Annotated in this window: 19 protein-coding genes; 15 read left to right on the top strand and 4 right to left on the bottom strand. The window is 61.8% G+C overall.

What is annotated here, in order from left to right; genetic code table 11:
- Nucleotides 1-86: 86 nt before the first annotated feature.
- Together ACUN0E_RS19085 and ACUN0E_RS19080 are read right to left on the bottom strand one after the other, a co-directional pair.
- Nucleotides 87-857, bottom strand: coding sequence for a DUF4410 domain-containing protein (locus ACUN0E_RS19085; RefSeq protein WP_445567609.1), 771 nt, complete (start codon nucleotides 855-857; stop codon nucleotides 87-89).
- A gap of 604 nt (nucleotides 858-1,461) precedes the next feature.
- A complete protein-coding gene (locus ACUN0E_RS19080; protein ID WP_445567608.1) occupies nucleotides 1,462-1,905 on the bottom strand; it encodes a hypothetical protein in 444 nt (147 codons plus the stop codon).
- 351 nt (nucleotides 1,906-2,256) lie between these two features.
- On the opposite strand from ACUN0E_RS19080, the gene phaP reads away from it, so the two are divergent.
- The 3 genes from phaP to ACUN0E_RS19065 all read left to right on the top strand — a co-directional run bounded on the left by phaP (nucleotide 2,257) and on the right by ACUN0E_RS19065 (nucleotide 5,063).
- The gene (gene phaP / locus ACUN0E_RS19075; protein ID WP_408228256.1) at nucleotides 2,257-2,679 is read left to right on the top strand and encodes a TIGR01841 family phasin; all 423 of its coding nucleotides are present in this window, start codon (nucleotides 2,257-2,259) and stop codon (nucleotides 2,677-2,679) included.
- Between the two features lie 648 nt (nucleotides 2,680-3,327).
- Entirely contained in the window at nucleotides 3,328-3,777 is a 450-nt protein-coding gene (locus ACUN0E_RS19070) for a DUF2844 domain-containing protein (protein ID WP_408483991.1), read from the top strand.
- Nucleotides 3,778-3,788: 11 nt separating this feature from the next.
- Nucleotides 3,789-5,063 (top strand): DUF3443 domain-containing protein, encoded by a 1,275-nt coding sequence (locus ACUN0E_RS19065; protein WP_408228253.1) that lies wholly within the window; start codon nucleotides 3,789-3,791, stop codon nucleotides 5,061-5,063.
- A gap of 114 nt (nucleotides 5,064-5,177) precedes the next feature.
- Here ACUN0E_RS19065 and ACUN0E_RS19060 read toward each other — a convergent pair whose 3' ends face one another.
- Nucleotides 5,178-6,488, bottom strand: a complete 1,311-nt coding sequence (locus ACUN0E_RS19060) for a zinc-binding metallopeptidase family protein (protein WP_445567607.1) — start codon at nucleotides 6,486-6,488, stop codon at nucleotides 5,178-5,180.
- Between the two features lie 29 nt (nucleotides 6,489-6,517).
- Between ACUN0E_RS19060 and ACUN0E_RS19055 the strand changes: the two genes are divergently transcribed.
- From ACUN0E_RS19055 to ACUN0E_RS19015, 9 genes are all read left to right on the top strand, one after another.
- Nucleotides 6,518-6,835 carry a hypothetical protein gene (locus ACUN0E_RS19055; RefSeq protein ID WP_445567606.1) on the top strand — a complete coding sequence of 106 codons (318 nt, stop codon included), beginning with the start codon at nucleotides 6,518-6,520 and terminating at the stop codon, nucleotides 6,833-6,835.
- A 45-nt stretch (nucleotides 6,836-6,880) separates the two neighbouring features.
- Nucleotides 6,881-10,363, top strand: coding sequence for a transglutaminase family protein (locus tag ACUN0E_RS19050; protein WP_445567605.1), 3,483 nt, complete (start codon nucleotides 6,881-6,883; stop codon nucleotides 10,361-10,363).
- Between the two features lie 47 nt (nucleotides 10,364-10,410).
- Entirely contained in the window at nucleotides 10,411-13,080 is a 2,670-nt protein-coding gene (locus ACUN0E_RS19045) for a circularly permuted type 2 ATP-grasp protein (protein WP_445567604.1), read from the top strand.
- Entirely contained in the window at nucleotides 13,077-13,967 is an 891-nt protein-coding gene (locus ACUN0E_RS19040; RefSeq protein WP_408483959.1) for a transglutaminase family protein, read from the top strand. The genes ACUN0E_RS19045 and ACUN0E_RS19040 overlap by 4 nt, the downstream gene beginning before the upstream one ends.
- Nucleotides 13,968-14,189: 222 nt before the next feature.
- Nucleotides 14,190-14,939, top strand: coding sequence for an IclR family transcriptional regulator (locus tag ACUN0E_RS19035; RefSeq protein ID WP_445567603.1), 750 nt, complete (start codon nucleotides 14,190-14,192; stop codon nucleotides 14,937-14,939).
- 82 nt (nucleotides 14,940-15,021) lie between these two features.
- On the top strand, nucleotides 15,022-15,777 hold the full coding sequence (locus tag ACUN0E_RS19030) for a transporter substrate-binding domain-containing protein (RefSeq protein ID WP_445567602.1): 756 nt from the start codon (nucleotides 15,022-15,024) through the stop codon (nucleotides 15,775-15,777).
- Between the two features lie 17 nt (nucleotides 15,778-15,794).
- Nucleotides 15,795-16,463 carry an amino acid ABC transporter permease gene (locus ACUN0E_RS19025; protein ID WP_408228233.1) on the top strand — a complete coding sequence of 223 codons (669 nt, stop codon included), beginning with the start codon at nucleotides 15,795-15,797 and terminating at the stop codon, nucleotides 16,461-16,463.
- Nucleotides 16,460-17,236 carry an amino acid ABC transporter ATP-binding protein gene (locus ACUN0E_RS19020; protein WP_408228230.1) on the top strand — a complete coding sequence of 259 codons (777 nt, stop codon included), beginning with the start codon at nucleotides 16,460-16,462 and terminating at the stop codon, nucleotides 17,234-17,236. Before ACUN0E_RS19025 ends, ACUN0E_RS19020 begins: the two co-directional genes overlap by 4 nt.
- Nucleotides 17,233-18,321, top strand: coding sequence for a formimidoylglutamase (locus ACUN0E_RS19015; protein WP_445567601.1), 1,089 nt, complete (start codon nucleotides 17,233-17,235; stop codon nucleotides 18,319-18,321). The genes ACUN0E_RS19020 and ACUN0E_RS19015 overlap by 4 nt, the downstream gene beginning before the upstream one ends.
- Before the next feature lie 124 nt (nucleotides 18,322-18,445).
- Here the strand turns inward: ACUN0E_RS19015 and ACUN0E_RS19010 are convergent, their stop codons facing one another.
- Nucleotides 18,446-20,062 carry a DUF2957 domain-containing protein gene (locus ACUN0E_RS19010; RefSeq protein WP_445567600.1) on the bottom strand — a complete coding sequence of 539 codons (1,617 nt, stop codon included), beginning with the start codon at nucleotides 20,060-20,062 and terminating at the stop codon, nucleotides 18,446-18,448.
- 661 nt (nucleotides 20,063-20,723) lie between these two features.
- Between ACUN0E_RS19010 and ACUN0E_RS19005 the strand changes: the two genes are divergently transcribed.
- The 3 genes from ACUN0E_RS19005 to ACUN0E_RS18995 all read left to right on the top strand — a co-directional run bounded on the left by ACUN0E_RS19005 (nucleotide 20,724) and on the right by ACUN0E_RS18995 (nucleotide 22,837).
- The gene (locus ACUN0E_RS19005; RefSeq protein WP_408520067.1) at nucleotides 20,724-21,146 is read left to right on the top strand and encodes a MarR family winged helix-turn-helix transcriptional regulator; all 423 of its coding nucleotides are present in this window, start codon (nucleotides 20,724-20,726) and stop codon (nucleotides 21,144-21,146) included.
- A gap of 81 nt (nucleotides 21,147-21,227) precedes the next feature.
- Nucleotides 21,228-21,650, top strand: coding sequence for a MarR family winged helix-turn-helix transcriptional regulator (locus ACUN0E_RS19000; RefSeq protein WP_445567599.1), 423 nt, complete (start codon nucleotides 21,228-21,230; stop codon nucleotides 21,648-21,650).
- A gap of 86 nt (nucleotides 21,651-21,736) precedes the next feature.
- The gene (locus ACUN0E_RS18995) at nucleotides 21,737-22,837 is read left to right on the top strand and encodes an HlyD family secretion protein (RefSeq protein ID WP_408520068.1); all 1,101 of its coding nucleotides are present in this window, start codon (nucleotides 21,737-21,739) and stop codon (nucleotides 22,835-22,837) included.
- The last annotated feature ends 5 nt before the right edge of the window (nucleotides 22,838-22,842 follow it).

The raw sequence follows: 22,842 nt of genomic DNA, 5'->3' as shown, positions 1-22,842 counted from the left end.
GCATAAAAAATAGCGCGTGGCAGGGTGTGAATTCCATTCACTCTGCCACGCGCGATCTACAACAGTCCGAACCTGCTGCGGGTTGCTTATCCTTTGACGTGTTCCGTCGAGAGCCAGCCCCCGCTTACGCCGATCTGCGCCACCTGTTTTGCCACCGCGTCGGCCAGACGCTTTGCGTCTGCTGAAACGCCGGCCTTCTTCGTTTCGGATACGCCATGCAAGGCGCCGCCCACGGCCGCCGAGGTCGCGATGCTCCCGGCTGCCGCGCCCACGCCGGCTGTTTCTGCCATGCCGGGTGCGTTGCCGCTGTCGCCGGTGGCGTTGAAGCTTTGCACCAGCTGCGCCGTGCCGCCCGCCGGTTGGTACAGAATCTGCACGGAGCTGCTCACTTCGCTCTTGCCTGCGCCCAGACCGATCAGCACGCGGCGGCGGCGATTACCCGAGTCGATCGTGTCGAAGCTGCCTTGCACGAGCAGAACGTTCTGATCGGCGGGGGCGGGGATGTCCGAGCGAATCGCACGCAGCCCCATTGATTGCAACTGATGCACGATTTCGTTGGCGACCTGCTCACGCACGGCGATCGCGTCGGCGGATTGTTTTTGCGCGGCAGATGAGCCGTCGAGCTGCGATTTCAATTTCTGCAGCATGCCGCCATTGTCCAGTTTCACCTGCTCCGGATTGCTGTCGAAGGTGTAGACATAAATGGTGTCCGGGCGCACTTGCGGCTGTGCGCTGGTCTGGCTTGCGTTGTTGATGCTGCCGCCGGCGCAGCCGGTCAGGAGCGCGCTGCCGCAGACCATGGCGATGCATGCAAAACGGGCGGCATTCTGTTTGAGGAAACTCACTGAAGTGAACATGTTCATCCTGTCGTCGGCACGCGGTGCCATTAGGTTCGAACGCATCTTCCGATGATCGGGCAACCGTGGATCGTTAATCATCGGGAACGCATTCGAACGCGTATTTGCACAAAAAGCACCCTTGATCTCATGCGTCTTTTTTCGTACGCACCGGCAGCGAAACGAAGTATGGGTGTGTCGCTTCGCAAACTCCATTCAGCAATTATTTCGCGCTATGTCACGGCGAAACATGCAGTTGCAAGGCGGGTTTGGCATGGGGTGAAAGTACGGCGACAGGGCATCAATTCAAGGCGAGCTTGACGATGCAGCAAAGAACGAAGACGAGAAGGGCGGCGGCGACGGCCATATTCAGCGGGTAGCGCATTATTCACCAGGCACTAGCGTTGCAGTGCTCTTATCCTAATCACCTGAGGGAAGATGAAAAGTAGGCAGAAAGGCTGCTATGTGCGAAAGCTAACGTAGCGCGCCGAACGGCTGCGCTGCGTTTTGGCGGGAGCGCTTCCAATTGGTCTTGCGTCGGAATGAATTGCACGGGTCGCGGGATGCCCGCTCTCCCGTGCGACGTTCGAACGTGGGGTGATCCAGCGGCGTAGCCGGCCGCGCTTTATTGCGGCACAGGCGGTTGCATCCCCGCCGGCATGCCGTGCGGCGACCTGTTCGCTGCGCCGAGGTCCTCCGACAGACTGGTGCGCAGCGTAGCAATGGCCTGGTCAGTATTGGCCGGCTTCAACTGCTCGCGGGCCAGCGAGTCGTACACGTAGTGGCGCAGCATCGGATCTTGCGTCTTGTTCAACACCTCGTGATACACGGCGACGATCTCGCCTTCACGCCCGCTCATTGCATACAGGCGGCGCAACTGTTCCAGATCGTTGACCACCGCGAATCCCGGCCCCATCGGCCCGTGTGGCCCAAACGGCTTGTCGCCGCGATGCGGCTCGTCATGCGCGTGAGCGGCGGGGGGCGGCGATGCCGCTTCCTGTGCAAACGCGCCCGTCGCAGCCACGGTCAAAACGGCGGCCAGTGCCGCGCCCAGCAATCCTTTTTTCATGATGTCGCTCCCATTGAGACAGCGCCGGCGCAACAGTGCGCCAGCACATCGGCAACGATAGTCGACATGCCGTTTTACCGGGTTACTGAAGCCGTTCTGTAACTTACCAAGCCTTGCATTCTGCGTGGCCGAACCGGTAAAACAGTCCGGCAAGGAGGCGGCCGACGCCAGGGTGTGCCCGCTGGCGCAATGTGGCCGGATGGCGCATGATTAACGCAATGTGCCGTCCGACCCCAGAAGCAGCAGGCGTCTGCGGGAGGCGCGGCGCACGCGACGCTACGGGTGCATATGCCGGAGAAGCATCGCGGCGATGCACACGGGCGAGTATTCAACCGTTAAGGAGGATTTCGCATGAGCCAACCTGACGCCGCCAATCCGTTTGGCGATTTCACCAAAATGCTGGAGCAGTTCAAGCTTCCCGGCTTCGACGTACCCGCCATCATGGAAGCGCGACGCAAGGACATGGAAGCACTGGTTCAGGCGAATCAGACGGCATTCCAGGGCATGCAGTCGCTCGCCCAGAAACAGACCGAGATGCTGCGCACCACGCTGGGCGAACTGCAGTCGCTCACAGGGCAGTTGTCGGCCGGTGGCGCTGCGCCTCCGGCGAAAGCCGCCGAGCTGATCCAGCAAAGCCTGCATAAGTCGCTCGCCGACATGCAGCAGTTGGCGCAAGCCGCATATCAGACGCAGGCTGAGTCGTATGCGGTGATCGCAAAACGCGTAGAAGAAAATGTGCAGGAGCTTAAGTCGCTCTTGCAGCAGAAAAAGTAACGGACGCGGCCGCGCTGAATCTTGTGATCCAGATCCAGATCCAGATCCGGCGCGGCGCGCGGAAGCCGCAATGAATTAGCAGGAAAGTCGCAATGAAGTACCCAGTGCCGCGGATAACGATCAAGTTATCCGCGGCATTTTTTTTGCCTCGAGTCGCGCTTGTCCCGTGATTTTCTGTTCACGCAAAAGCGGTCTGTACACGCCGCAATTGTCAGATGAATAAGCTAAAGAATAAGCTCACAGCCTCGGATTATTCAGCGTTCGCTTACATCGTTCGACACATGCTGCACGCATCGATATTTTTCTGCTGCGGCCCCGTTACCTGATGCGTATGTTCGCTTTAAACAGAACACATCGGAAAAATATGCGCTTAAGCACCGCCCCTTGGTGATCCTGTCAGAAAACATCAAACGGTATCGAACGACGCAGTGATTGCAGAAGGTTTAAATCGTCTCGCAAACGATTGCTTCACCCCCGCGCGATGCCTAAAGTTTCGCGCTGCCACTCCGTAGACGCATTCACGCAACCCAACCGGTCTGAATGCAATACCGGCACCGCCGGTCAGGAGTGCGCCCCTGAATTCCCGCTCGTGATCGGCTTACCCGCCGGCCACGAACGTTTCACCTCGAAGGAAATCTCTTGAAACCGATGCTTTCTACAAGCATTGCTCGCGCAATGCTCGGGGCAAGCTGCGCGCTGTCGTTTGCCGCGCACGCCACGCTCGGCCAGAACGTCAGCACTGTCGACAGCGATCAGACACGCCTGCACGCAGTTGCTCATACGGCCACTACGCAAAGCGCGTATTCCGTGCACCTGATGACGATGCCGTCCGGCACGCTGGTGCGCGAGTACGTCGCGCCCAACGGCATCGTGTTCGGCGTCGCGTGGCAAGGTCCGACGCTGCCGGATCTGAGATCCATGCTGGGCACTTCGTTCGACCAATACGTCGCCGCAACCGCGACGCGCCGTGGCACGCCGCTCGCGGTGTCCAGCAGCGATCTGGTTGTCTACTCCGGTGGCCATCTGCGCGCGTTTGCCGGTTATGCCTATCTGCCGCAAGCGGTGCCCGCGGGCGTCGATGTCGGCGTCATTCAATAACGGGGCCGATCATGCGTCATCAGTCTTCGTTGCTTACCTTGTTCTGCGCGGCGCTGCTCGCCGTGCTCGTCAGTGCCTGCGGCGGCGGGGGCGGTGGCTCCAGCGGCTCCGGCTCCTCGGCGAATTCCAGCAGCACGACGAGCGCGGCCGGTCCCACCGTCACCAATACCTCGCCTTCGCCGCAAGTGGTGGCTGCCAACGCGGTGCGCGTGACGGTCGACTCCGGTGTGAGCAACGTGCCGAACATGCCGTTCGTCAGCATTACGATTTGCGCGCCTGGGACCAGCCAGTGCCAAACCATCGATCACATCCTGGTGGACACCGGTTCGTGGGGCGTGCGCGTGTTCGCCTCGCAATTGCCCGCTTCGATGACGCTGCCGCAAGAGAAGGACGGCTCGGGCAATCTGATCGCCGAATGCATGCAGTTCTTCGACGGCTACACGTGGGGTTCGGTGAAGCTTGCCGACCTGCAGATCGCCGGTGAAAAAGCGGCCTCTCTGCCGATTCAGGTGATCGACCCGAACTACGCGTCGCTGCCGTCAGATTGCGCCAGCTTCGGTGCGTCGCGCAATACGCCGGGTACGCTGCAGGCTAATGGCATTCTGGGTATCGGCGTGTTCAAGCATGACTGCGGCGCGAACTGCGTGCAGCAGGCCGTAACCGGTACGTATTACGGTTGCAATGGCACGGCATGCAAATCGATCCCGCTCGCTGAAGCGCTGCAGGTCGCCAATCCGGTGCCGTACTTCACCACGGACAACAACGGTTCCATGCTGAGCCTGCCGATGGTGTCTGGCGGAGCGCAGTCCGTTACCGGGCAACTGGTGTTCGGCATCGGCACGCAGAGCAACAATGCGCTGGGCAGCGCGCAGGTGATCGGTGTGAGCCCATCGAACGGCACGTTTACGACGGTGCAGAATGGCTCGACGTATTCGAGCAGTATTCTGGACAGCGGCTCGACGGGCCTGTTCTTCCAGACCAGCGCAATGCCGGCCTGCGCGAGCCCCAACAGCGCGTACTACTGCCCGGTGTCGACTCAGTCGTTGAGTGCAATGATCCAGGGAGCGAACGGCACGACGAGCGCGGTGAACTTCAGCGTCGGCAATGCCAATACGATTTCGCAGACGTACAGTGGCGATTCGGCGTTGCCCTTGCTGGCGGGACCGGCCTTTGTGACGTCGTCGATTTTCGACTGGGGCCTGCCGTTCTTCTACGGTCGTAATGTGTATGCCGCTGTCGAGCAGCAGGCGACACCTGGTGGTACGGGGCCTTACGTCGCGTATTGACCTGACCGATAGCCAGGTTTGGCGCTGATGGGAAAAAGCCCGCTGCCGGTTCATTTGGCAGCGGGCTTTTTTGTGGGCGCTGGAAGCGTGTTATGTGCGGGTACGGCAACTGGACTAGCGTCGGCGTGCGGCCCGTTTGGCGGGTGGTGCTTTGGCGGCGTTGGGCCCGGATTGCAACGGCGGCGCTGACGGCAGGGTTGTCCCGATGACGGGCGCCTGCTCGGGTTCTTGGAGCATGACAGGTTGTGCCGCCACCGCTTGCAACGCGCGTGCGCGCGCCGTATGCGCCCTATGCGTCGATTGCAACGGCGTTTGCACCACCCCGGCTTCGCTCGCCGGTTTCGCCGCTTCGCGTACTTGCTTTTTGTCACCGGCTGCCGCAATGACCCGATGCACGAACCGCAACTTATCCACCACCGGCGAGGCCAGCGTGAACGGATAACCGTCGGGCATGCCGAGACTGCGGTTCAGGCTGTTCAACGCGTACGTGAGCGGAAACCAGCGCTTCATCAGATTCTCGAAACTCGCATCTTCCACGGGCGTGCGGTCGGTCAGCGTCGGCTCGCTCGGGTCGTCGGGCAACAAGGCGAGACCGTACGAGGTCGACGTATCCAGCACGTCGACGATCAGCATGTAATGCGCCCACGTCTCGGCCCAATCTTCCCAGGGATGCATCGTCGCATAGGCGCTGATGTACGAGGCCTGCCAGTCTGCCGGCGCGCCGTCGCGGTAGTACGCGGTGAGCGCTTCCCCATAGTCGGCGCGCTCGTCACCGAACAGCTTTCGGTAGGGCTCGAGCCAGTGCGGATCGTTCGCGACCAGCTGGCTGAAGTAGTAGTGACCTGTCTCGTGTCGGAAGTGGCCGAGCAACGTTCGGTAGGGCTCGCCCATCGCGCTGCGCACCTTTTCGCGGTAGACGTCGTCGGCTTCGGCGATGTTCAGCGTGATGAGACCATTGTCGTGGCCGGTCATGACCCGCTCCCCATCGTCGCCGTCCTCGAGGAATTCGAATGCCAGACCTTGGTCGGGATCGGCCTGGCGCGACGGCACGTCGACGCCGAGCGCGGCCAGTGTGTAAAGCAGGCGCCGCTTTGCCATCTCCAGCCGGTACCAGTAGAGCCGGTTGTCCGGCGCGCTCAGATTCGGAATGGTGCGTGTGAGCTGGCAGGCGCGGCACAGCGTGTCGGGCGAGTCGGCGGGGATCATCCAGTTGCAGACATTTTCGACCGCATAGTTGTGGCATTGCCGGAACAGCGCGCCCTCGGCACGCGGATGCAGACTCCGCCAGCGTCCTTCTTCGGCTTCTTCGAAGGCGCTGATCTCGGCCAGTTCAGGCACATATCCGAGCAATGCCTCGCACCGTTCGCAACGAACGTTTTCATAGAAGATAAGGTGCGAGCAGCGATTGCAGTGGAAAGTTTTCATCGATCGGGCCCGGGTGGTGGGTGGCAGTCATGGAGCAACAGGCGGGGCGCTTTGTCAGCAGGCCCTGCGTCGGCCGCGGGACATTCCGGGCATTCTCGCGCCCGCAGAGAAAGGAGAAGGCAACGCGCAATCTTCATGCCGCATTTGCCAGACGTCACTGGTTTAACGCACATTACGTGCATGATCGTGCATCGGCGCTGCGCCGCTTTGGTGCGCGGCATCCGAAAAGGCAGTGGAACGGCGCGCAGATCGATCGACCGGACGGCCGGCAGACGCGGCAAACTTGGCAGCAGGCGGTAATCCGGGCGGGGCGGGCAGTTCCCGCGGTTTTTCGATTAACGGCATGAAGCTTGCTTTTTGGCGGGTTGCCATCCTTTGTCCAGGAGTCCTGTGTGTCCATACGCGTCGCGTTGAATCATGTCACACATTACCGTTACGACAGGCTGGTTACGCTGTCGCCCCAGGTCGTGCGTCTCAGGCCTGCGCCACATTGCCGGACCCCCATTCTGTCTTATTCGATGCGGGTCGAACCGGCCGAACACTTCATCAACTGGCAGCAGGACGCGTTTGCCAACTATCAGGCGCGGCTCGTGTTCCCCGAGAAGACGCGCGAATTCAAGGTGACCGTGGATCTGGTCGCCGAGATGGCCGTCTATAACCCGTTCGACTTCTTTCTCGAGCCTTCGGCGGAGAAGTTCCCGTTCGAGTATGAACCCGGCCTCGCGCTGGAACTCGCCCCGTACCGCGTCAAGCGGCCGATGACGCCGCGCTTCGCCGAGTTCGTTGCGAGTATCGACCTCACGCCGACGGTTACCGCCGACTTCCTCGTTGCCCTGAATCAGCGACTGCAACGCGAGATCCGCTACCTGATCCGCATGGAACCCGGCGTGCAGACGCCTGAGGAAACGCTGGTGAGCGCCGCGGGTTCATGCCGCGATTCGGGCTGGCTGCTGGTCGAGACGCTCCGGCAACTGGGGCTGGCGGCGCGTTTCGTGTCCGGCTACCTGCTGCAACTCGCGCCCGACGTCAAATCCATCGACGGCCCGAGCGGCACCGAGGTCGACTTCACCGACCTGCACGCATGGTGTGAGGTGTACCTGCCGGGCGCGGGCTGGATCGGCCTCGATCCGACCTCCGGCCTGCTCGCCGGGGAAGGTCACATTCCGGTTGCCTGCACGCCGGAACCCGGCAGTGCGGCGCCGATTTCCGGTGCGGTCGACGAATCCGAGGTCGAGTTCGAGCACATCATGTCGATCGAACGGGTGCTGGAGACGCCGCGCGTCACCCGGCCGTTCAGCGAAGCAGTGTGGGACGACGTGCTGAAAATGGGCGAGCAGGTCGACCAGCGCCTGACCGAGATGGACGTGCGCCTGACGATGGGCGGCGAGCCGACCTTCGTGTCGGTGCGCGATCGTGACGCCGACGAATGGAACACCGACGCGCTCGGCCCCACCAAACGCGGCTACGCGGTCGCGCTGATGGACAAGCTGCGCTCGCGCTACGGCGCAAACGGCTTTCTGCACATCGGCCAGGGCAAGTGGTATCCGGGCGAACAGTTGCCGCGCTGGGCCATGTCGCTCTACTGGCGTGCCGATGGCGAGCCATGCTGGCAGGACCCCGCGCTCTTCGCCGACGAACGCGAGCCGGGCACCTACACGGCTGATGACGCCCAACGTTTCCTCTCGCATCTGGCGACCAAGCTGGCGCTCGATACGGACGGCATCCAGCCCGGTTTCGAGGACGTCTGGTACTACCTGTGGCGCGAGCGTCGTCTGCCGGTCAACGTCGATCCGCTCGATGCGCGTCTGGACGACGAGCTGGAGCGCGTGCGTTTGCGGCGCGTGTTCGATGCGGGGTTGGGCGGCCCGACCGGTTTTGTCTTGCCGCTCGCGCGTGAACGCGACGTGCCGAACGAGGCGCCGAAGTGGGTCAGCGGCCGCTGGTTCTTCCGCGACGAGCGCATGTTCCTGATTCCCGGCGACTCGCCGATGGGTTATCGCTTGCCGCTCGATTCGCTGCCGTGGGTGTCGAAGACCGACTATCCGTATCAGCACGCGCACGATCCGTTTGCGCCGCCGGTGGCGTTGCGTCCGGCCGCGCAATTGCGTATGCAATACGAAGGCAACGGTGAGTCCCGCCGCACCATGAGTTCCGCCGATGCGCGGCGTGCGGCGGCGTTGTCGTCGTCAGCGGCGGATTTGTTGAGCGGCATGCCGGGCAGCGGCGTACTGGCCTTTGCGCCTCAGACTGACGATCAGACGGCACCGGCGCGCGGGCAGTCGTCGAAGGAAACGCTGCGTACGGCGATCTGCGTCGAAGCGCGTGACCCGAAACGCGCCGCGGGTCCGAAGGCGGAAACCGAAGCGTTCGGCAGCGGCCGCTCGCTGCTGCATGTGTTCATTCCGCCACTCACCGAACTTGACGACTACCTCGATCTGCTCGCGGCGATCGAAGCAACGGCGGCCGAGTTGCAGATGAAGGTGGTGCTCGAAGGCTATCCGCCGCCGCGCGATGCTCGCCTGAAAATCCTGCAGGTGACGCCGGACCCCGGTGTGATCGAGGTGAACATTCATCCGGCTTCGAGCTGGGAGCAACTGGTCGACAACACGGAGTATCTGTATCAGTCCGCGGCTGAGAGCTATCTGAGCAGCGAGAAGTTCATGACCGACGGCCGGCATACGGGAACCGGCGGCGGCAATCACTTCGTGCTCGGCGGGGCGACGCCTGCCGATAGTCCTTTCCTTCGCCGTCCCGATCTGCTGGCGAGTCTGATCGCGTATTGGCACAACCATCCGTCGCTGTCGTATCTGTTTTCCGGGCTGTTCATCGGGCCGACGAGTCAGGCGCCGCGTGTCGATGAAGCACGCAACGATCAGGTGTATGAACTCGAAGTGGCGTTCCGCGAGTTGCAGCGGCAGATCGATCTGCTTGGCGGCCGCGAAAGCGCAAATCTGCCGGCGTGGATGATCGACCGCTCGTTGCGCAACATCCTGATCGATGTGACCGGCAATACGCACCGTGCCGAATTCTGCATCGACAAGCTCTATTCGCCCGATGGGCCGACTGGCCGCCTCGGCCTGCTCGAATTGCGTGGCTTCGAAATGCCGCCGCATGCGCGCATGAGTCTCGTGCAGCAGTTGTTGTTGCGCGCGCTGGTGGCGCGTTTCTGGCACACGCCGTACACGCAGCGGCTCACACGCTGGGGCACGGAACTGCATGACCGCTTCCTGCTCGGCACCTTCGCGAAGATGGATTTCGACGACGTGCTCGGCGAACTCAACCAGGCGGGCTTCGCCTTCGAGAGTAGCTGGTTCGCGCCGCACTTCGAATTCCGCTTTCCGTTGGTCGGCGAGGCCACGGTGAACGGCGTCTCGCTGACCATCCGCAACGCGCTCGAACCCTGGCATGTCATGGGTGAGGAGGGCTCGCCGGGCGGCACGGTGCGATATGTGGATTCGTCGGTGGAAAGGCTTGAAGTGCGTGCGCTCGGTTTGAACGACAACCGTCATGTGCTGACCGTCAACGGCGTGCCGGTGCCGCTACAGCCGACGGGCCGCGTCAGCGAATACGTGGCCGGCGTGCGCTTTCGCGCCTGGTCGCAACCGTCGGCGCTGCATCCGACTATCGGCGTGGATGCGCCGCTCACTTTCGATCTGGTCGATACATGGACTGGCCGCTCGGTCGGCGGATGCCAGTATCATGTCGCACATCCGGGCGGGCGCAACTATGAGACTTTCCCGGTCAACGCCTATGAGGCGGAAAGCCGGCGGCGCTCGCGCTTCCTGGCGTCCGGTCATACGCCGGGGCCGCTCACGGTCGGCATACCGCCGCGCAGCCTCGAGTTTCCGTTTACGCTGGACCTGCGGTACTGGTAACCTGGTAGACTGGAAAGCGGCAGCACACTTTTAAAAACGACACGACCTTGGCCTTTCAATCGACTTTTCCCTTCGAAGCGTCCGCGGCTCGCGCGAACGCTTCGTCCTTATTGCGGCTGTTGCCGGCCTACGAAGGACATTGGGACGAGTTACGCGACGCCTCAGGCGCGTTGCGCGAACCGTGGCGGCAATTCTTCGAGCGGCTCGGCGAAGACGGTATCGCGCGATTGGAGGATCACTACGCGTCGATCGCGCAGCAGATCCGCGACAACGACATCAGCTACAACGTCTACGCGGATAACGGCGAGCCGCGGCCGTGGGCACTCGACCTGCTGCCGTTCCTGATCAGCGAGGCCGAGTGGGCGCATATCGAGCGTGGCGTGACGCAGCGCGCGCATCTGCTCAATGCGATCGTTGCCGATATCTATGGGCCGCAAACCTTGCTCGAGCGTGGGCAGTTGCCGCCCGCGCTGGTGTTCGGGCATCCGGGTTATCTGCGTTCCGTGAAGGGCTTCACGCCGCCTGGCGGTCAATATCTGCAGGTGGTTGCCGTCGATCTGGCGCGTACACCCGGGGGTAACTGGACCGTCATGGCGCACCGCACCGAGGCGCCATCCGGTCTGGGTTATGCGCTGGAAAACCGGCTGATCGTGTCAACGCTATTCGCCGATCCGTTTCGCACGATGCGCGTGAGCCGCCTCGCGCCCACTTATTCGCAACTGATCGCGACGCTCGTGCAGGCTGCGCAGGCCACCATGCAGCACGACAGTCCGGAGGCCGACGGTTCGCCGCATATCGCGTTGCTTACGCCCGGGCCGTTTAGCGAGACTTACTTCGAGCACGTGTTTCTCGCGCGGTATCTTGGCGTCACGCTGGTCGAAGGCAAGGACCTGACCGTGCGTGACGACATGCTCTATCTGAAGACGCTCGCCGGTCTCGAACGTGTGCATGTCGTGCTGCGCCGTCTGGACGATGCCTTCTGCGATCCGGTCGAACTGCGCGCGGATTCGAGCATCGGCGTGCCGGGCCTGTTGCAGGTGATGCGCGCGGGCAATGTGATCGTGTCGAACGTGCCCGGTTCGGGCTTTGTCGAATCACCGGCCTTGCATGGCTTTCTGCCGGGCATCGCCGAAGTGCTGCTCGACGAAGATCTCGTGCTGCCGAGCGTGGCGACCTGGTGGTGCGGCGAAAAGGCGGCGCGCGTCCACGCGTTCGGGCGTCTGGACGAAGCGTTCATCGTGCCGACGTGGCCGGTCGCGCCACGCGATGCGCCACCCGGGATCGAACAGGGCAGACAGCGGTTGTCGACATGGCGCGAACGGATCGAAGCGATGCCCGACGCCTATACGATCCAGCAGCCGCAGCGCTTTTCCTGCACGCCGCGTTACGAAGACGGCACCATTGGCCGCCGTCCGTCGGTGCTGCGCGTCTATGCGATTGCCGACGTCAACGGCGGCTGGCATGTAATGCCAGGCGGCTTCACACGGATGGCCGCCGAACGTCAGGCCACGGTATCGATGCAATACGGCGGCAGCAGCGTCGATACATGGGTGCTGTCGAGTCAGCCGACGTCGACCTTCACGCTGCTGCCTTCGCCGATGCAACCCGCCGACCTCGCGCGCAAGCATCGCACCGTGTCGAGCCGGGCGGCGGAAAATCTGTTCTGGGCCGGACGTTACGGCGAACGCGCCGAAAACAATGTGCGGCTGTTGCGCCTGATTCTCGGTTCGCTGGAAGGCAACGACGCCGACGCGATGTTCCCCACGCTGGTCGAGCTCGCCATGCATTGTGGCCTCGTGCAATCCGGCGATATGTTCTTGCCACATTCGCCGCAGGCGTTTGAGCGTGCGCTGGTCGCGAATCTGAGCGAGAGTACCGGCGCTGCGAGCATCGGCCAGAATCTCAACTACCAGGCGCGTGCGAACGGCGAAGTGCGTGGACGTCTGTCGAACGATCACTGGCGCACGATTCTCGCGGCGCGCAACGACTTCCGCGATGCGTTGCAGACGTTGATGCCGGCTGCGGGTTCTAACGGCAATGGCGGTGGCAATGGTAGTGGTGGTTCATCTCAAGGCAGCGCGAATGGTAACGGCCGTGCTGAGCGCAGTGAACGCTACGACCGTTATGACCGTGTGACGCTGATGAACGCGCTCGAACGTCTGTCGGTGCAGCTGTCGGCGATCAGCGGCGCACAGGGCGATCGCATGACACGCGACGAAGCGTGGCGTCTGCTATTCGTAGGGCGGCACATCGAGCGGGTGTCGGCGATGACGTCGTTCTTGCGCGTGGTCGCCGATAACGGCCAGCTCGCGACGCCGGCCGGGTTCGATCTGCTGCTGCAATTGTTCGACAGCACGCTGACGTATCGCTCGCTGTATCCGGGTCGTTTCGAAGTGCCGGCTTTGCTCGACCTGCTGGTGATCGAGCCGACCAATCCGCGCGGCGTCTATGGTGTCTATGAGCGCCTGCGCAAAAAGATCGACGAGATCTCCGTGGCCGCGGGCAGCATGCGGCATCGTCCGTTTGCGGAATTGATGCCGCGGGCCGATGCGTTGCCGGCACTCGAATCCTTGTGCGCAATTGACGAAAACGAGTCGTACGCCGACCTGATTGCGGTGTGCGATCAGATCGGCGGCTATGTCGGCGCGGCGGCGCATGAAATCAGCGCGCGCTATTTCAGTCATGCCAGTACGGTGGCATCGCAGGTGTGGTCATGAAGAACACGCCCACTGTGTTGTCCGTCTCACATCGCACCACCTACCACTACTCCACGTATGTGGAGACCGCGCAGCATCTCGCGACGATCCGGCCGATCGCCTGTTCGTGGCAGCGTGTGGTCTCGCACAGCGAAAAGATCGAACCGAAGCCGTCGTATCTGAATAGCCGTATCGATGCATTCGGCAACGACGTCCTGTACTTCGCTCTGGACACCCCGCACGAGCGCCTGCAACTCATCAGCGAAACCACGGTGGCGCTTATGCCGCGCTGGACCGACCTCGACCCCGATGAGACGCCCGAATGGGAAGACGTGGCGGACGCGTTGCGTTTCTGGGTCGGTGGCGAGTTCCGGCCCGAGGTGGAGTTCTGCTTTGCGTCGCCGAATATCGTGCCGCGGCCATCGCTGCGCGCTTATGCGCTGCCGAGCTTTCCTCCCGGCACGCCGATCGTGGCGGGAGCGATCGACCTGATGCACCGGATTCACGAAGACTTCGCCTACAAACCCTCGGCGACAATGTTTGACACACCCGCCGAGCGCGCTTTCGAATTGAAGAGCGGGGTATGCCAGGATTTCGCGCAGGTGATGATCGGCTGTTTGCGTTCGCTGGGTTTGCCGGCGCGCTACGTGAGCGGTTATCTGCGCAACGATCCGCCGCCGGGGCAGCCGCGTTTGATCGGTGCGGACGCCTCGCATGCGTGGGTGTCGGTGTATTGCCCGGGAAGTGGCTGGATCGATCTCGACCCCACCAATGACGTGCTCGCCGATATGGACCACGTGACGCTCGCGATCGGGCGCGATTACAGCGATGTGTCCTTGCTACGCGGAATGATCCTCGGGGGCGGGGCGCATCGCGTGGAAGTGGGGGTGACGGTGTTGGCGCTTTGAACCGTAGCTTTTAGTCGCCTTTCCGGCTTCAACCCTTCAGCAAGCCGTTTTCTCGTCGGATGAATTGACCCGACGTGCCGCGCGTCCGCCTCGGCACGCTCTTTTATCCCGCTTTCGGGGAAAACCCTTCCTTCTCATTCCCATTCATTGGGAATCTTATTTTTGAGAACCGAGAATGTTCTGGCATTCTGATTCCGTTATTCATTGTGGGTAGTTTTCATCGTGAACGCGGAACAGGGTGTGACAGGGGCTGAACGGGTGCTGCTGGTGCTGGCGGCACTCGCCAGTCATGGCAAGGCCATGTCGGTCAAGGATCTGCTCGCTGTCACCGGTCTCGCGCAAAGCACGCTGTACCGGCAGATCGCCTTGCTCAAGCGCTGGGGTTTCGTCGCGGAAAACGCGGGCTATTACGCGCCGGGTCCGATCAGCCTGCAACTCGCGCTTGGATTCGATGTGAATTCGTTGCTCGTCGAAGCGAGCCGCAGCGAAATGCAGCAACTCGCGCGTGCCTCGCAGGAAAGCATCGGCCTCGTGGTTGCTGTCAAGCATCAGGTGATGTGCCTCGAAATGGTCGACAGCCAGCACTCGTTGCGCTGTTCGTTCGAAAAAGGCCGTGCCGTGCCGCTGAAAGCCGGCGCTTCGGCGAAATCGTTGCTGGCGTTCATGGCCGACAAGGCACGCACCGAAGTGCTCGACAGTGTGTTCGACAACGACCCCGCCGGCCGCGCCGCGATCGAAGCCGAACTCGAACAGATTCGTGCTCAGGGCTACGCTGTCAGCGACAGCGAAGTCGACCCGGGCGTGTGGGGCGTGAGCGTGCCGATATTTCACCGCAGCGGACGCGGCGCCGGCAGCAGCGCGTCGATCACGTTGATGGCACCGTCGACCCGCGCCATTGGCCGCGAAAGCCAATTCATCGACGGGACGCTACGCACGGCCCGCGCTATTTCCGAGCATATGCAAACCGATTGATCGGGCAAGGCCGTTTCCGGCCGGATTCGATCTGGATACCGAACGAACTGAGCGAACTGAACGCACCACAAGGAGCCCTCCCATGAAACTGAATCGACTGTTGTCCCTCGCATGCGTCACGTTTGCAGTGACGTTCGCCGGATTTTCCGGCGCCGCCTCCGCACAAACGTCGGACGTGCTGAACGTCGCCACCGACGCGACCTTCCCGCCGATGGAATACACCGAAAACGGCGCGCGCACCGGCTTCGACGTCGACATGATGAATGCGCTTGCGAAAGCGATGGGCAAACGCGTGCAATGGACCGATATCGACTTCAAGGGCCTGGTTCCGGGCCTGATCGCGCATCGTTTCGACGCGGCGATCTCCGGTATCTACATCACCGACGAACGCGCGAAAGTGATCGATTTCACCGATTCGTATTATGCCGGCGGCCTCGTGGTGCTGGCGAAAGACGGCTCGCCGATCAAGTCGGTGGCCGACCTGAACGGCAAAAAAGTCTCGGTCCAGGTCGGCACGAAGTCGGTCAATTTCCTGCGTGACAATTTCCCGCAAATCAACCGCGTGGAAGTCGAAAAGAATCAGGAAATGTTCGACCTGGTCGGCATCGGCCGCGCCGATGCCGCCGTGACCGGCAAGCCCGCCGCCTATCAGTTTGTCAAGACGCGCAGTGGTTTCCACGTGCTCGACAAGCCGCTGACGACCGAAGCCTACGGCATCGCCGTGCGTAAGGACGAACCGCAACTGAAAGCGGCATTCAACACGGCGCTGGCAAAGATCAAGGCCGACGGCACGTACGCGGTGATCGTCAAGAAGTGGTTCGGCGCCACCGCGCAATAACCGGCTGAGCAGACATAATGGAACTCGATTTTTCGCCGGTAATTGCCGGCTTTCCGGACATCATGCATGGCGCGTTGGTGACGGTCGAAGTGACCGCTGCTGCCCTCGCGCTGAGCTGTGTGCTGGGCCTGCTGATCGGTATCGGCCGGCTTACGCCGAAGCGGCGCGTCGTATACGCCTTCTGTACCGCGTACCTCACGTTTTTCCGCGGCACGCCTTTGCTCGTACAGCTCTTCCTGCTGTTCTTTGGCTTGCCGCAATTCGGCATTCTGTTGCCGGCGTTCGTGTGCGGGATGCTCGGGCTCGGCCTGTATTCGGCGGCCTATGTATCGGAGATCGTGCGCGGTGCGATTCAATCGGTGGATCGCGGGCAGATGGAAGCGGCGCGTTCGATCGGCATGTCGTCGGGGCAGTCGATGCGCGCGATCATTCTGCCGCAGGCGATCGTTCGCATGATTCCGCCGCTTGGCAACGAGTTCATCGCGTTGATCAAGAACTCGGCGCTGGTATCGCTGCTGACGATCGACGATCTGATGCACGAAGGCCAGAAGATCATCAGCGTGTCATACCGATCGCTTGAAGTGTATCTGGCCATCGCGCTGGTGTATCTGGTGTTGACGCAGGTGACCAATTACGCGCTGCATCGTGTGGAGCGCCGCTTGCGTGCAGGAGGGATGGTGCAATGAATACCGTAGCCAAAGTGGATGAACCTATCGTCAGCATTCGCGGACTGACCAAATCGTTCGGCTCGCATACCGTGCTCAACGGTATCGACTTCGACATTCAGCCGCAGCAGGTCGTGGTGGTGATCGGGCCGAGCGGCTCGGGTAAAAGTACTTTTCTGCGTTGCTGCAACGGGCTTGAAGAGGCTGAAGGCGGCACGATCGATATCTGCGGGCATCGGCTGGTGGATCAGGGTGCGATGCTCAAGGAGCGTTCACTGAATGCGCTGCGCACTGAAGTGGGTATGGTGTTTCAGTCGTTCAATCTGTTTCCGCATCTGTCGGTGCTGCACAACATCACTGTCGGTCCGCGAATGTTGCGTGGCGCCAGCAAGGCCGAAGCTGAAGCGGCCGCCACCACGTTGCTGGAAAAAGTTGGCCTCGCCCACAAGGCGCATGTGATGCCGGCGAGTTTGTCGGGTGGTCAGAAGCAGCGGGTTGCGATTGCTCGCGCGCTGGCGATGCAACCACGCGTGATGCTGTTCGACGAACCTACGTCCGCGCTCGATCCCGAGTTGGTCGGCGAAGTGCTACAAGTGATGAAGCTGCTCGCGAGCGAAGGCATGACGATGGTGGTCGTCACGCACGAAATGGGTTTCGCGAAAGAAGTCGCTGACGTAGTGGTGGTGATGGACGGTGGCGTGATCGTCGAGGCGGGGCCGCCTGCTGAGATTTTCTCGGCGCCGTCGCAGCCGCGCACGCGAGCCTTTCTGCAGGCGGTGTTGTCGCGCGCATGAGAGTTCCATTCGATGACAAGGTGTGGAGCGGCCGTTCCGACGACGGAGAGCCCGGCGACACCCGGCGTATTTTCAATCAGGTGGTGCCGTTCGCGTTCGACCGCTCGTTGCAGCATGAGGACGGTGTTCGTGTGGCGTCGCGCAGTGGAAGCGATGCGCCGGTAATCGTCGGCTTTGGTTCCGATGAAGGCGTGCGGCGCAATCAAGGGCGTACCGGCGCGGCACACGCGCCTAAGGAACTGCGTCGAGCGTTGGCCGGTCTGCCGGCGAAGACCTCGATGGCGGCACTCGCCGATGCAGGCGATGTGGTGTGCGATGACGGCGACCTCGAAGGCGCGCAGGCGGAACTCGCGAACGTGGTGAGCGACGTGCGCGCGAGCGGCGGCCGGCCCCTGATATTCGGCGGCGGCCATGAGGTTGCGTGGGGGACGTATAGCGGATTGCGCTTGCATCAGGACCGTACGGATGAGGCGGCGAGCATCGGTCGGGGTGCCGCAGTTACGCCGGCAACCCCAGTGACGGCGGATGCGGAAGCAAGTGCAGATGCGAGTTCGACAGGCATGTTGGTAACTGCAACGCGCAAGCTCCTCATCATCAACTTCGACGCCCACTTCGATCTGCGTCAGAAGCGGCCCGCCAATTCGGGCACGCCGTTCGATCAGATTGCGAGCGACTGCGCCGAACGAGGCGTGCCGTTCAACTACGCCTGTTTCGGCATTAGCGATCTGGGCAACACTGCCTCGCTGTTCACACATGCGGAACGACTCGGCGTGCGCTACGTGCTCGACATCGATATGCAGGAGCCGCAATTGCCGCAGCGTCTGGACGATCTGCAGCAATTGCTCGATGCAGCGGACGACGTCTATCTGACCATCGATCTCGACGTGCTCCCGGCCGCCACCGCGCCAGGTGTTTCGGCGCCTGCCGCGTTGGGTGTGCCTTTGTCGGTAGTCGAAGCGATGGTGCAGCGCGTGCGTGCGTCGGGCAAGCTGCGCGCGGCGGATATTGCGGAGTACAACCCGTCTCTCGATCAGGATAAGCGTACGGCGAGGGCGGCAGTGCGATTGGCGTACCGGTTGCTTTAAGCACGCTAACTGCAGCGCACAGCACAGCACCGTGCAGCAAAGCGCGGGGCGACGCCGGTCACAAAACAAAACGGCTCACCGGATTCCTCCAATGAGCCGTTTTTCATCTCCAGCGCAGCACTACTTACTGCACAAACGCCCCAATCGACAGGAACGGATTCACCTTGCCGGCATAGTTCGCCGGATCGTAGGTCAAGCTGGGTTGATTGACTCCGTTCATCAGCAGACCATACACCGGACCCACCCTGACCATCACGCCCGTATCGCCCGCCTTGTAGATCGCCGTGCTACCGGACATCAGGTCTTTGGTTGCTGTCACATTGACGAGGCCAGGCTGCGTCTGCGTGAAGTCGAGCGAGAAGTTGCTCGACAACGACGACGTGAACGGATTCAGCAACGCGGCCGACGGGCTCTGGAACAAGGTCGCGCCGTAGTTCACCCCTGCATTGAACGAGGCGCTGCCGTCGCCGCACGTGCCCACGGCGGCATAGACCAACTGCCCGTTGAAGTAGATCGCAGTGGGACCTTGACCGATGCTGGTCACCACGCCACACGCCGAAGCGCTGTTGGCGCCGATGTATCCGCCGCTCAAGGCCGTTTGGGCGATCTTCGTGGCGGGCGCCAGCAGCGAGATGCCGAGCTGATCGTCGAGGGCGTTGTTCGTGATATTGAGCGGGTTCGCATCGGTATGGGCATAACCGACGCGAATCACAACCGGCACGAGCTGGTTGCTCACCTTGCCGACGATCATGATGCCGTGCGCCTGGCTCTGCGAGAAGAGCAGTTGCAGCACGCTTACGCCGACTGCGGGATAACTCAGGGTGCTCGCCGAACTCGAGCTGACGAACACGTTGTCCGGCGTGCCATCGGCATTGGTGCGCAGAGTCCACGGCGTGCCGGTCATCGCGCACGAGTACAGCGACGAATCGGGTGTACAGGAACCGTCTGCGTTGAGTGTCTCGCTGGCCTGAATCGCGGTCGGCGACCAGCCGGTCATCGATTGGCCGTCGGCGCTCTGTGCGAAGCTGCCTTCCGGGTTCACGCGGAATCCCAGTTCGTTATATGTGCCGGCCACCTGCGTGAAGTCGCTGACGGTCTCGCTGAAGCCGAGGAACGGGTACGAGTCGAACGTGCGCGATGGCACGACACCAATCAGAAATCCGGGGAAGGGTTCGAGTCCGTCGAACTGGATCGTCGCCCCTGGAATCCCGCCGCCGATGATCCCCTGACCGACGAACAGCATCGGCGGATCCTGCGGATTGATCGTGACGCTGTAGCTGCCGTCGGCAGTCGTGCCGTTCTTCAGCATGATCGCGCAGCGGTTCTGTTCGGCGGTCGGCAACGCAAGCGCGCCGCTCGGGTTGTCGTAGTCGCCGGTGATCGTCATGCCGGCACGTGTGTTGTTGACCTGGCCCGCCGAGGTCGGTACGGCCGATTCGATGAAGGTCATCTGGTATTGCTTCTTCGTCGAATCGAATTTCATTTTGACGTATTCGCCGCTACCTGAACCGCCGGTGTAGGTGGTCGAATAGTCGAGGGTGTCGGGGCACAGTTTGGCCGCGGTAACCGGTGTGCCGGTCGGCTGGCCCTGTGCGGGGCAGGTGCTGCCTGAACATTGCGGTACGGCCACGGCGGCGGGATCATCTGCTTTGCCGCCGCCACATGCGGCAAGCAGCACAGGCAGTGCGAGCGCAGCTATGAGTGTCGCGGCAGATGAGCGGCCGTGCAGTTTGAATGCCATTGTTTGTCTCCTCGTGAATCGTTGTTCGTTATTAATTGGCGCGGCTTAGCGACGCGATTAAGCGGGCGCCGCTGCTGATCTTTTCTTTGCCCTGTTTCCTGAATTGCCGTGTCCGCGTATTGGCGCCCGGTTTATCGGCAAACCAGGTGCTGTAAGCCGACGAAGTAGGCCCGGTCAATATCGGATGCCAAAGCGGGATCTCTGCCTCAGGCTGACTAAAATAAGCTCAAATAGGCTCTCGAACCATGCCTGGCGGCGACATGCGTCAGCAAGCGCGACGGGCAGCCGGGTTATTAAGTAAAACAGCGAAGATGAGGTGCAGCGGAAATGGCGTTAATGCAAATAATCGACGTGGCGTATGCATTCCGGATTGCGGATTTCGCCTGAGTTGTTCTGGATGACATTAACGTCTCCTTGGCCTGTTATTAGATTTAATGTTTGCGGCTGAACATTAAGCCGGTACTGCGGACTTGTATATAGTGGCATTAATCCAAACCCGATCCATGCGTTTTCTCGCCGTGCCATGGGGCTTACACCGACATTTCAAACAGACGTATGTATGGATGTTCGCTTCGACAGGACGGATTGCGGATTCTTGCCTGCTTCATCCTGAGCGAACGTAAACTTGACTCTGTGCGTATGCACATATAGACTGCCGAACATGAACCGTCCTCTCTCTTACGACGAATGCAACTGTTTCGCGCTGCGCCAGGCGGCCCGGCACGTCACGCAGATCTACGAGCGCCATCTTGGCCAGGTAGGGCTGACGGCTGCGCAGTTCACGATTCTCGCCAAACTTGCGCGCACACCGAACCTGCCGATGGTGGAACTCGCGGAGACCATGGTCATGGAGCGCACCACGCTGGTTCGCGCCATGAAGCCATTGCAGCGGGACGGGCTGGTGGTCTCCGAATCGGCGGAGCATGACGGCCGCACGTTTCTGTTCAGTCTCACCGAAAAGGGCGAAACAATCTTCGATCAGGCCGCCACCGCCTGGCGGGCCGCGCAAGACGAGTTCGAGGAAAAGTTTGGCCATGCACGTGCCAGGTTGCTGCGCTCCGAACTCTTCAGCATCACCGGATAGACAAAGCGTATGAACTCGTTCCGACGAGTGTCGGTACACCTGATTATGTGCATACGCACTCACATAAAAGGAAGCACGACGATGGAAGGGCTCTTCGACGACGACTGCTTTGCGATCCGCCAGGCCGCACGCTATGTGTCGCAACTTTACGACCGCCACCTCGAGAACGTCGGACTCACCATCACGCAGTTTTCGCTGATGGGGCGTCTGAAACGCATGGGCCCGATGACCATGAAGCAACTGGCCGAAGCGATGCGCATGCAGCGCACCACGCTGGTCCGCACGATCCAGCCGCTGCGGCGCAACGGGCTGGTGTCGAGTACAGCGCTTGGCCCGGATGCGCGAGCACTGTCGATTGCGTTGACGGCGGCGGGCGAAGAACGTCTGGTAGCCGGGCGCGAGCGTTGGCATGCCGCACAAGCCGAATTCGAGCATCGATTCGGCGAGCAGCGTGCGGCAGCATTGCGCAGTGAGTTGTTTGCAATCACACGAGATTCCATCTGAGGCCTCGCATCTTGCGAGACATAGCCGGCGCAGCGTAATACGCCGTTTTTTCAAGCTCAAAAAGTGCATACGCACATTCGACCATCATGTCCACTACACCCTCGACTATTGCACCGCCCAGCGTGGCGACCGCCACCAAACAGGCACGGCGCATTCCGTGGATGCTGCTCGCGATCATCACGGTGCTCGCCGTGTTGGCGCTTGCCGCGTCGTACTGGTTCTTTGTCGGCCGCTTTGTCGAAACGACGGATGATGCCTACGTGGGCGGCGATGTGACCGTGATGTCGCCGAAGGTGAACGGCTTCGTCACGGACGTGCTGGTGCGCGACAACCAGTTCGTCCACGCGAACCAGGTGCTGATCCGGCTCGACGCGCGCGATTACGACGCTCGCCTCGCGCAAGCCAGCGCGGAAGTGCAGAGCGCACAAGCCGCCGTCACCGAGTTGCAGGCGAAGAAGTCCTTGCAGCTCGCCACTATCAACGAGCAGGCAGCCGAGGTGCGCGCCTCCGGCGCGGAGTTGACGCGCAGTGCCGCCGATCAGACGCGGTATCGCGAACTGGTAAAGGACGATGCGGTATCGAGCCAGGTCGTCGAACGTGCGGACGCCGATCTGACCAAGGCGCATGCCGCGGTCGACCGCAGCGGCGCAGCGTTGATTGCGGCGCAACGGCAGATCGCCGTGCTCGACGCACAGATCGGCGATGCCGAGGCGCGTATCGCCACCGCGCAGGCGGCACAACGTGTCGCGGCATTGAACGTGGAGTACACCACGATCCGCTCGCCGATCGACGGTTACGTCGGCAATCGCACCGCGCGGGTGGGCCTGCTGGCGAACACGGGTGTGTCGTTGCTGACCGTGGTGCCGTCGAGTGGATTGTGGATCGACGCCAACTTCAAGGAAGACCAGTTGAAGAAGATGCACGTTGGCGACGGTGTCGACGTCGATCTCGATGCATCGAGCAAACGGATTCACGGCGTGGTTGAGAGTCTCGCACCCGCGACCGGCGCGACCTTCAGCGTGCTGCCCGCTGAGAACGCCACCGGCAACTTCACGAAGATCGTGCAGCGTGTGCCGGTGCGTGTGCGTCTCGATGTGCCGAAGGACATGCAAGGCGTGCTGCGCCCTGGGCTCTCGGCGACGGTGAAGGTGCATATCGACGCCGCCAACGCGCCGGTCAACGGATAAATCAA

It is taken from the genome of Paraburkholderia sp. D1E (assembly GCF_052682275.1).
This window is presented reverse-complemented; position numbering and strand designations above follow the sequence as displayed.

Bases quoted from the DNA above. Each gene is read 5' to 3' on its own strand.
- ACUN0E_RS19085 (WP_445567609.1), bottom strand. From the start codon at position 857: ATGTTCACTTCAGTGAGTTTCCTCAAACAGAATGCCGCCCGTTTTGCA.
- ACUN0E_RS19080 (WP_445567608.1), bottom strand. From the start codon at position 1,905: ATGAAAAAAGGATTGCTGGGCGCGGCACTGGCCGCCGTTTTGACCGTG.
- phaP (WP_408228256.1), top strand. From the start codon at position 2,257: ATGAGCCAACCTGACGCCGCCAATCCGTTTGGCGATTTCACCAAAATG.
- ACUN0E_RS19070 (WP_408483991.1), top strand. From the start codon at position 3,328: ATGCTTTCTACAAGCATTGCTCGCGCAATGCTCGGGGCAAGCTGCGCG.
- ACUN0E_RS19065 (WP_408228253.1), top strand. From the start codon at position 3,789: ATGCGTCATCAGTCTTCGTTGCTTACCTTGTTCTGCGCGGCGCTGCTC.
- ACUN0E_RS19060 (WP_445567607.1), bottom strand. From the start codon at position 6,488: ATGAAAACTTTCCACTGCAATCGCTGCTCGCACCTTATCTTCTATGAA.
- ACUN0E_RS19055 (WP_445567606.1), top strand. From the start codon at position 6,518: ATGGAGCAACAGGCGGGGCGCTTTGTCAGCAGGCCCTGCGTCGGCCGC.
- ACUN0E_RS19040 (WP_408483959.1), top strand. From the start codon at position 13,077: ATGAAGAACACGCCCACTGTGTTGTCCGTCTCACATCGCACCACCTAC.
- ACUN0E_RS19030 (WP_445567602.1), top strand. From the start codon at position 15,022: ATGAAACTGAATCGACTGTTGTCCCTCGCATGCGTCACGTTTGCAGTG.
- ACUN0E_RS19025 (WP_408228233.1), top strand. From the start codon at position 15,795: ATGGAACTCGATTTTTCGCCGGTAATTGCCGGCTTTCCGGACATCATG.
- ACUN0E_RS19020 (WP_408228230.1), top strand. From the start codon at position 16,460: ATGAATACCGTAGCCAAAGTGGATGAACCTATCGTCAGCATTCGCGGA.
- ACUN0E_RS19015 (WP_445567601.1), top strand. From the start codon at position 17,233: ATGAGAGTTCCATTCGATGACAAGGTGTGGAGCGGCCGTTCCGACGAC.
- ACUN0E_RS19010 (WP_445567600.1), bottom strand. From the start codon at position 20,062: ATGGCATTCAAACTGCACGGCCGCTCATCTGCCGCGACACTCATAGCT.
- ACUN0E_RS19005 (WP_408520067.1), top strand. From the start codon at position 20,724: ATGAACCGTCCTCTCTCTTACGACGAATGCAACTGTTTCGCGCTGCGC.
- ACUN0E_RS19000 (WP_445567599.1), top strand. From the start codon at position 21,228: ATGGAAGGGCTCTTCGACGACGACTGCTTTGCGATCCGCCAGGCCGCA.
- ACUN0E_RS18995 (WP_408520068.1), top strand. From the start codon at position 21,737: ATGTCCACTACACCCTCGACTATTGCACCGCCCAGCGTGGCGACCGCC.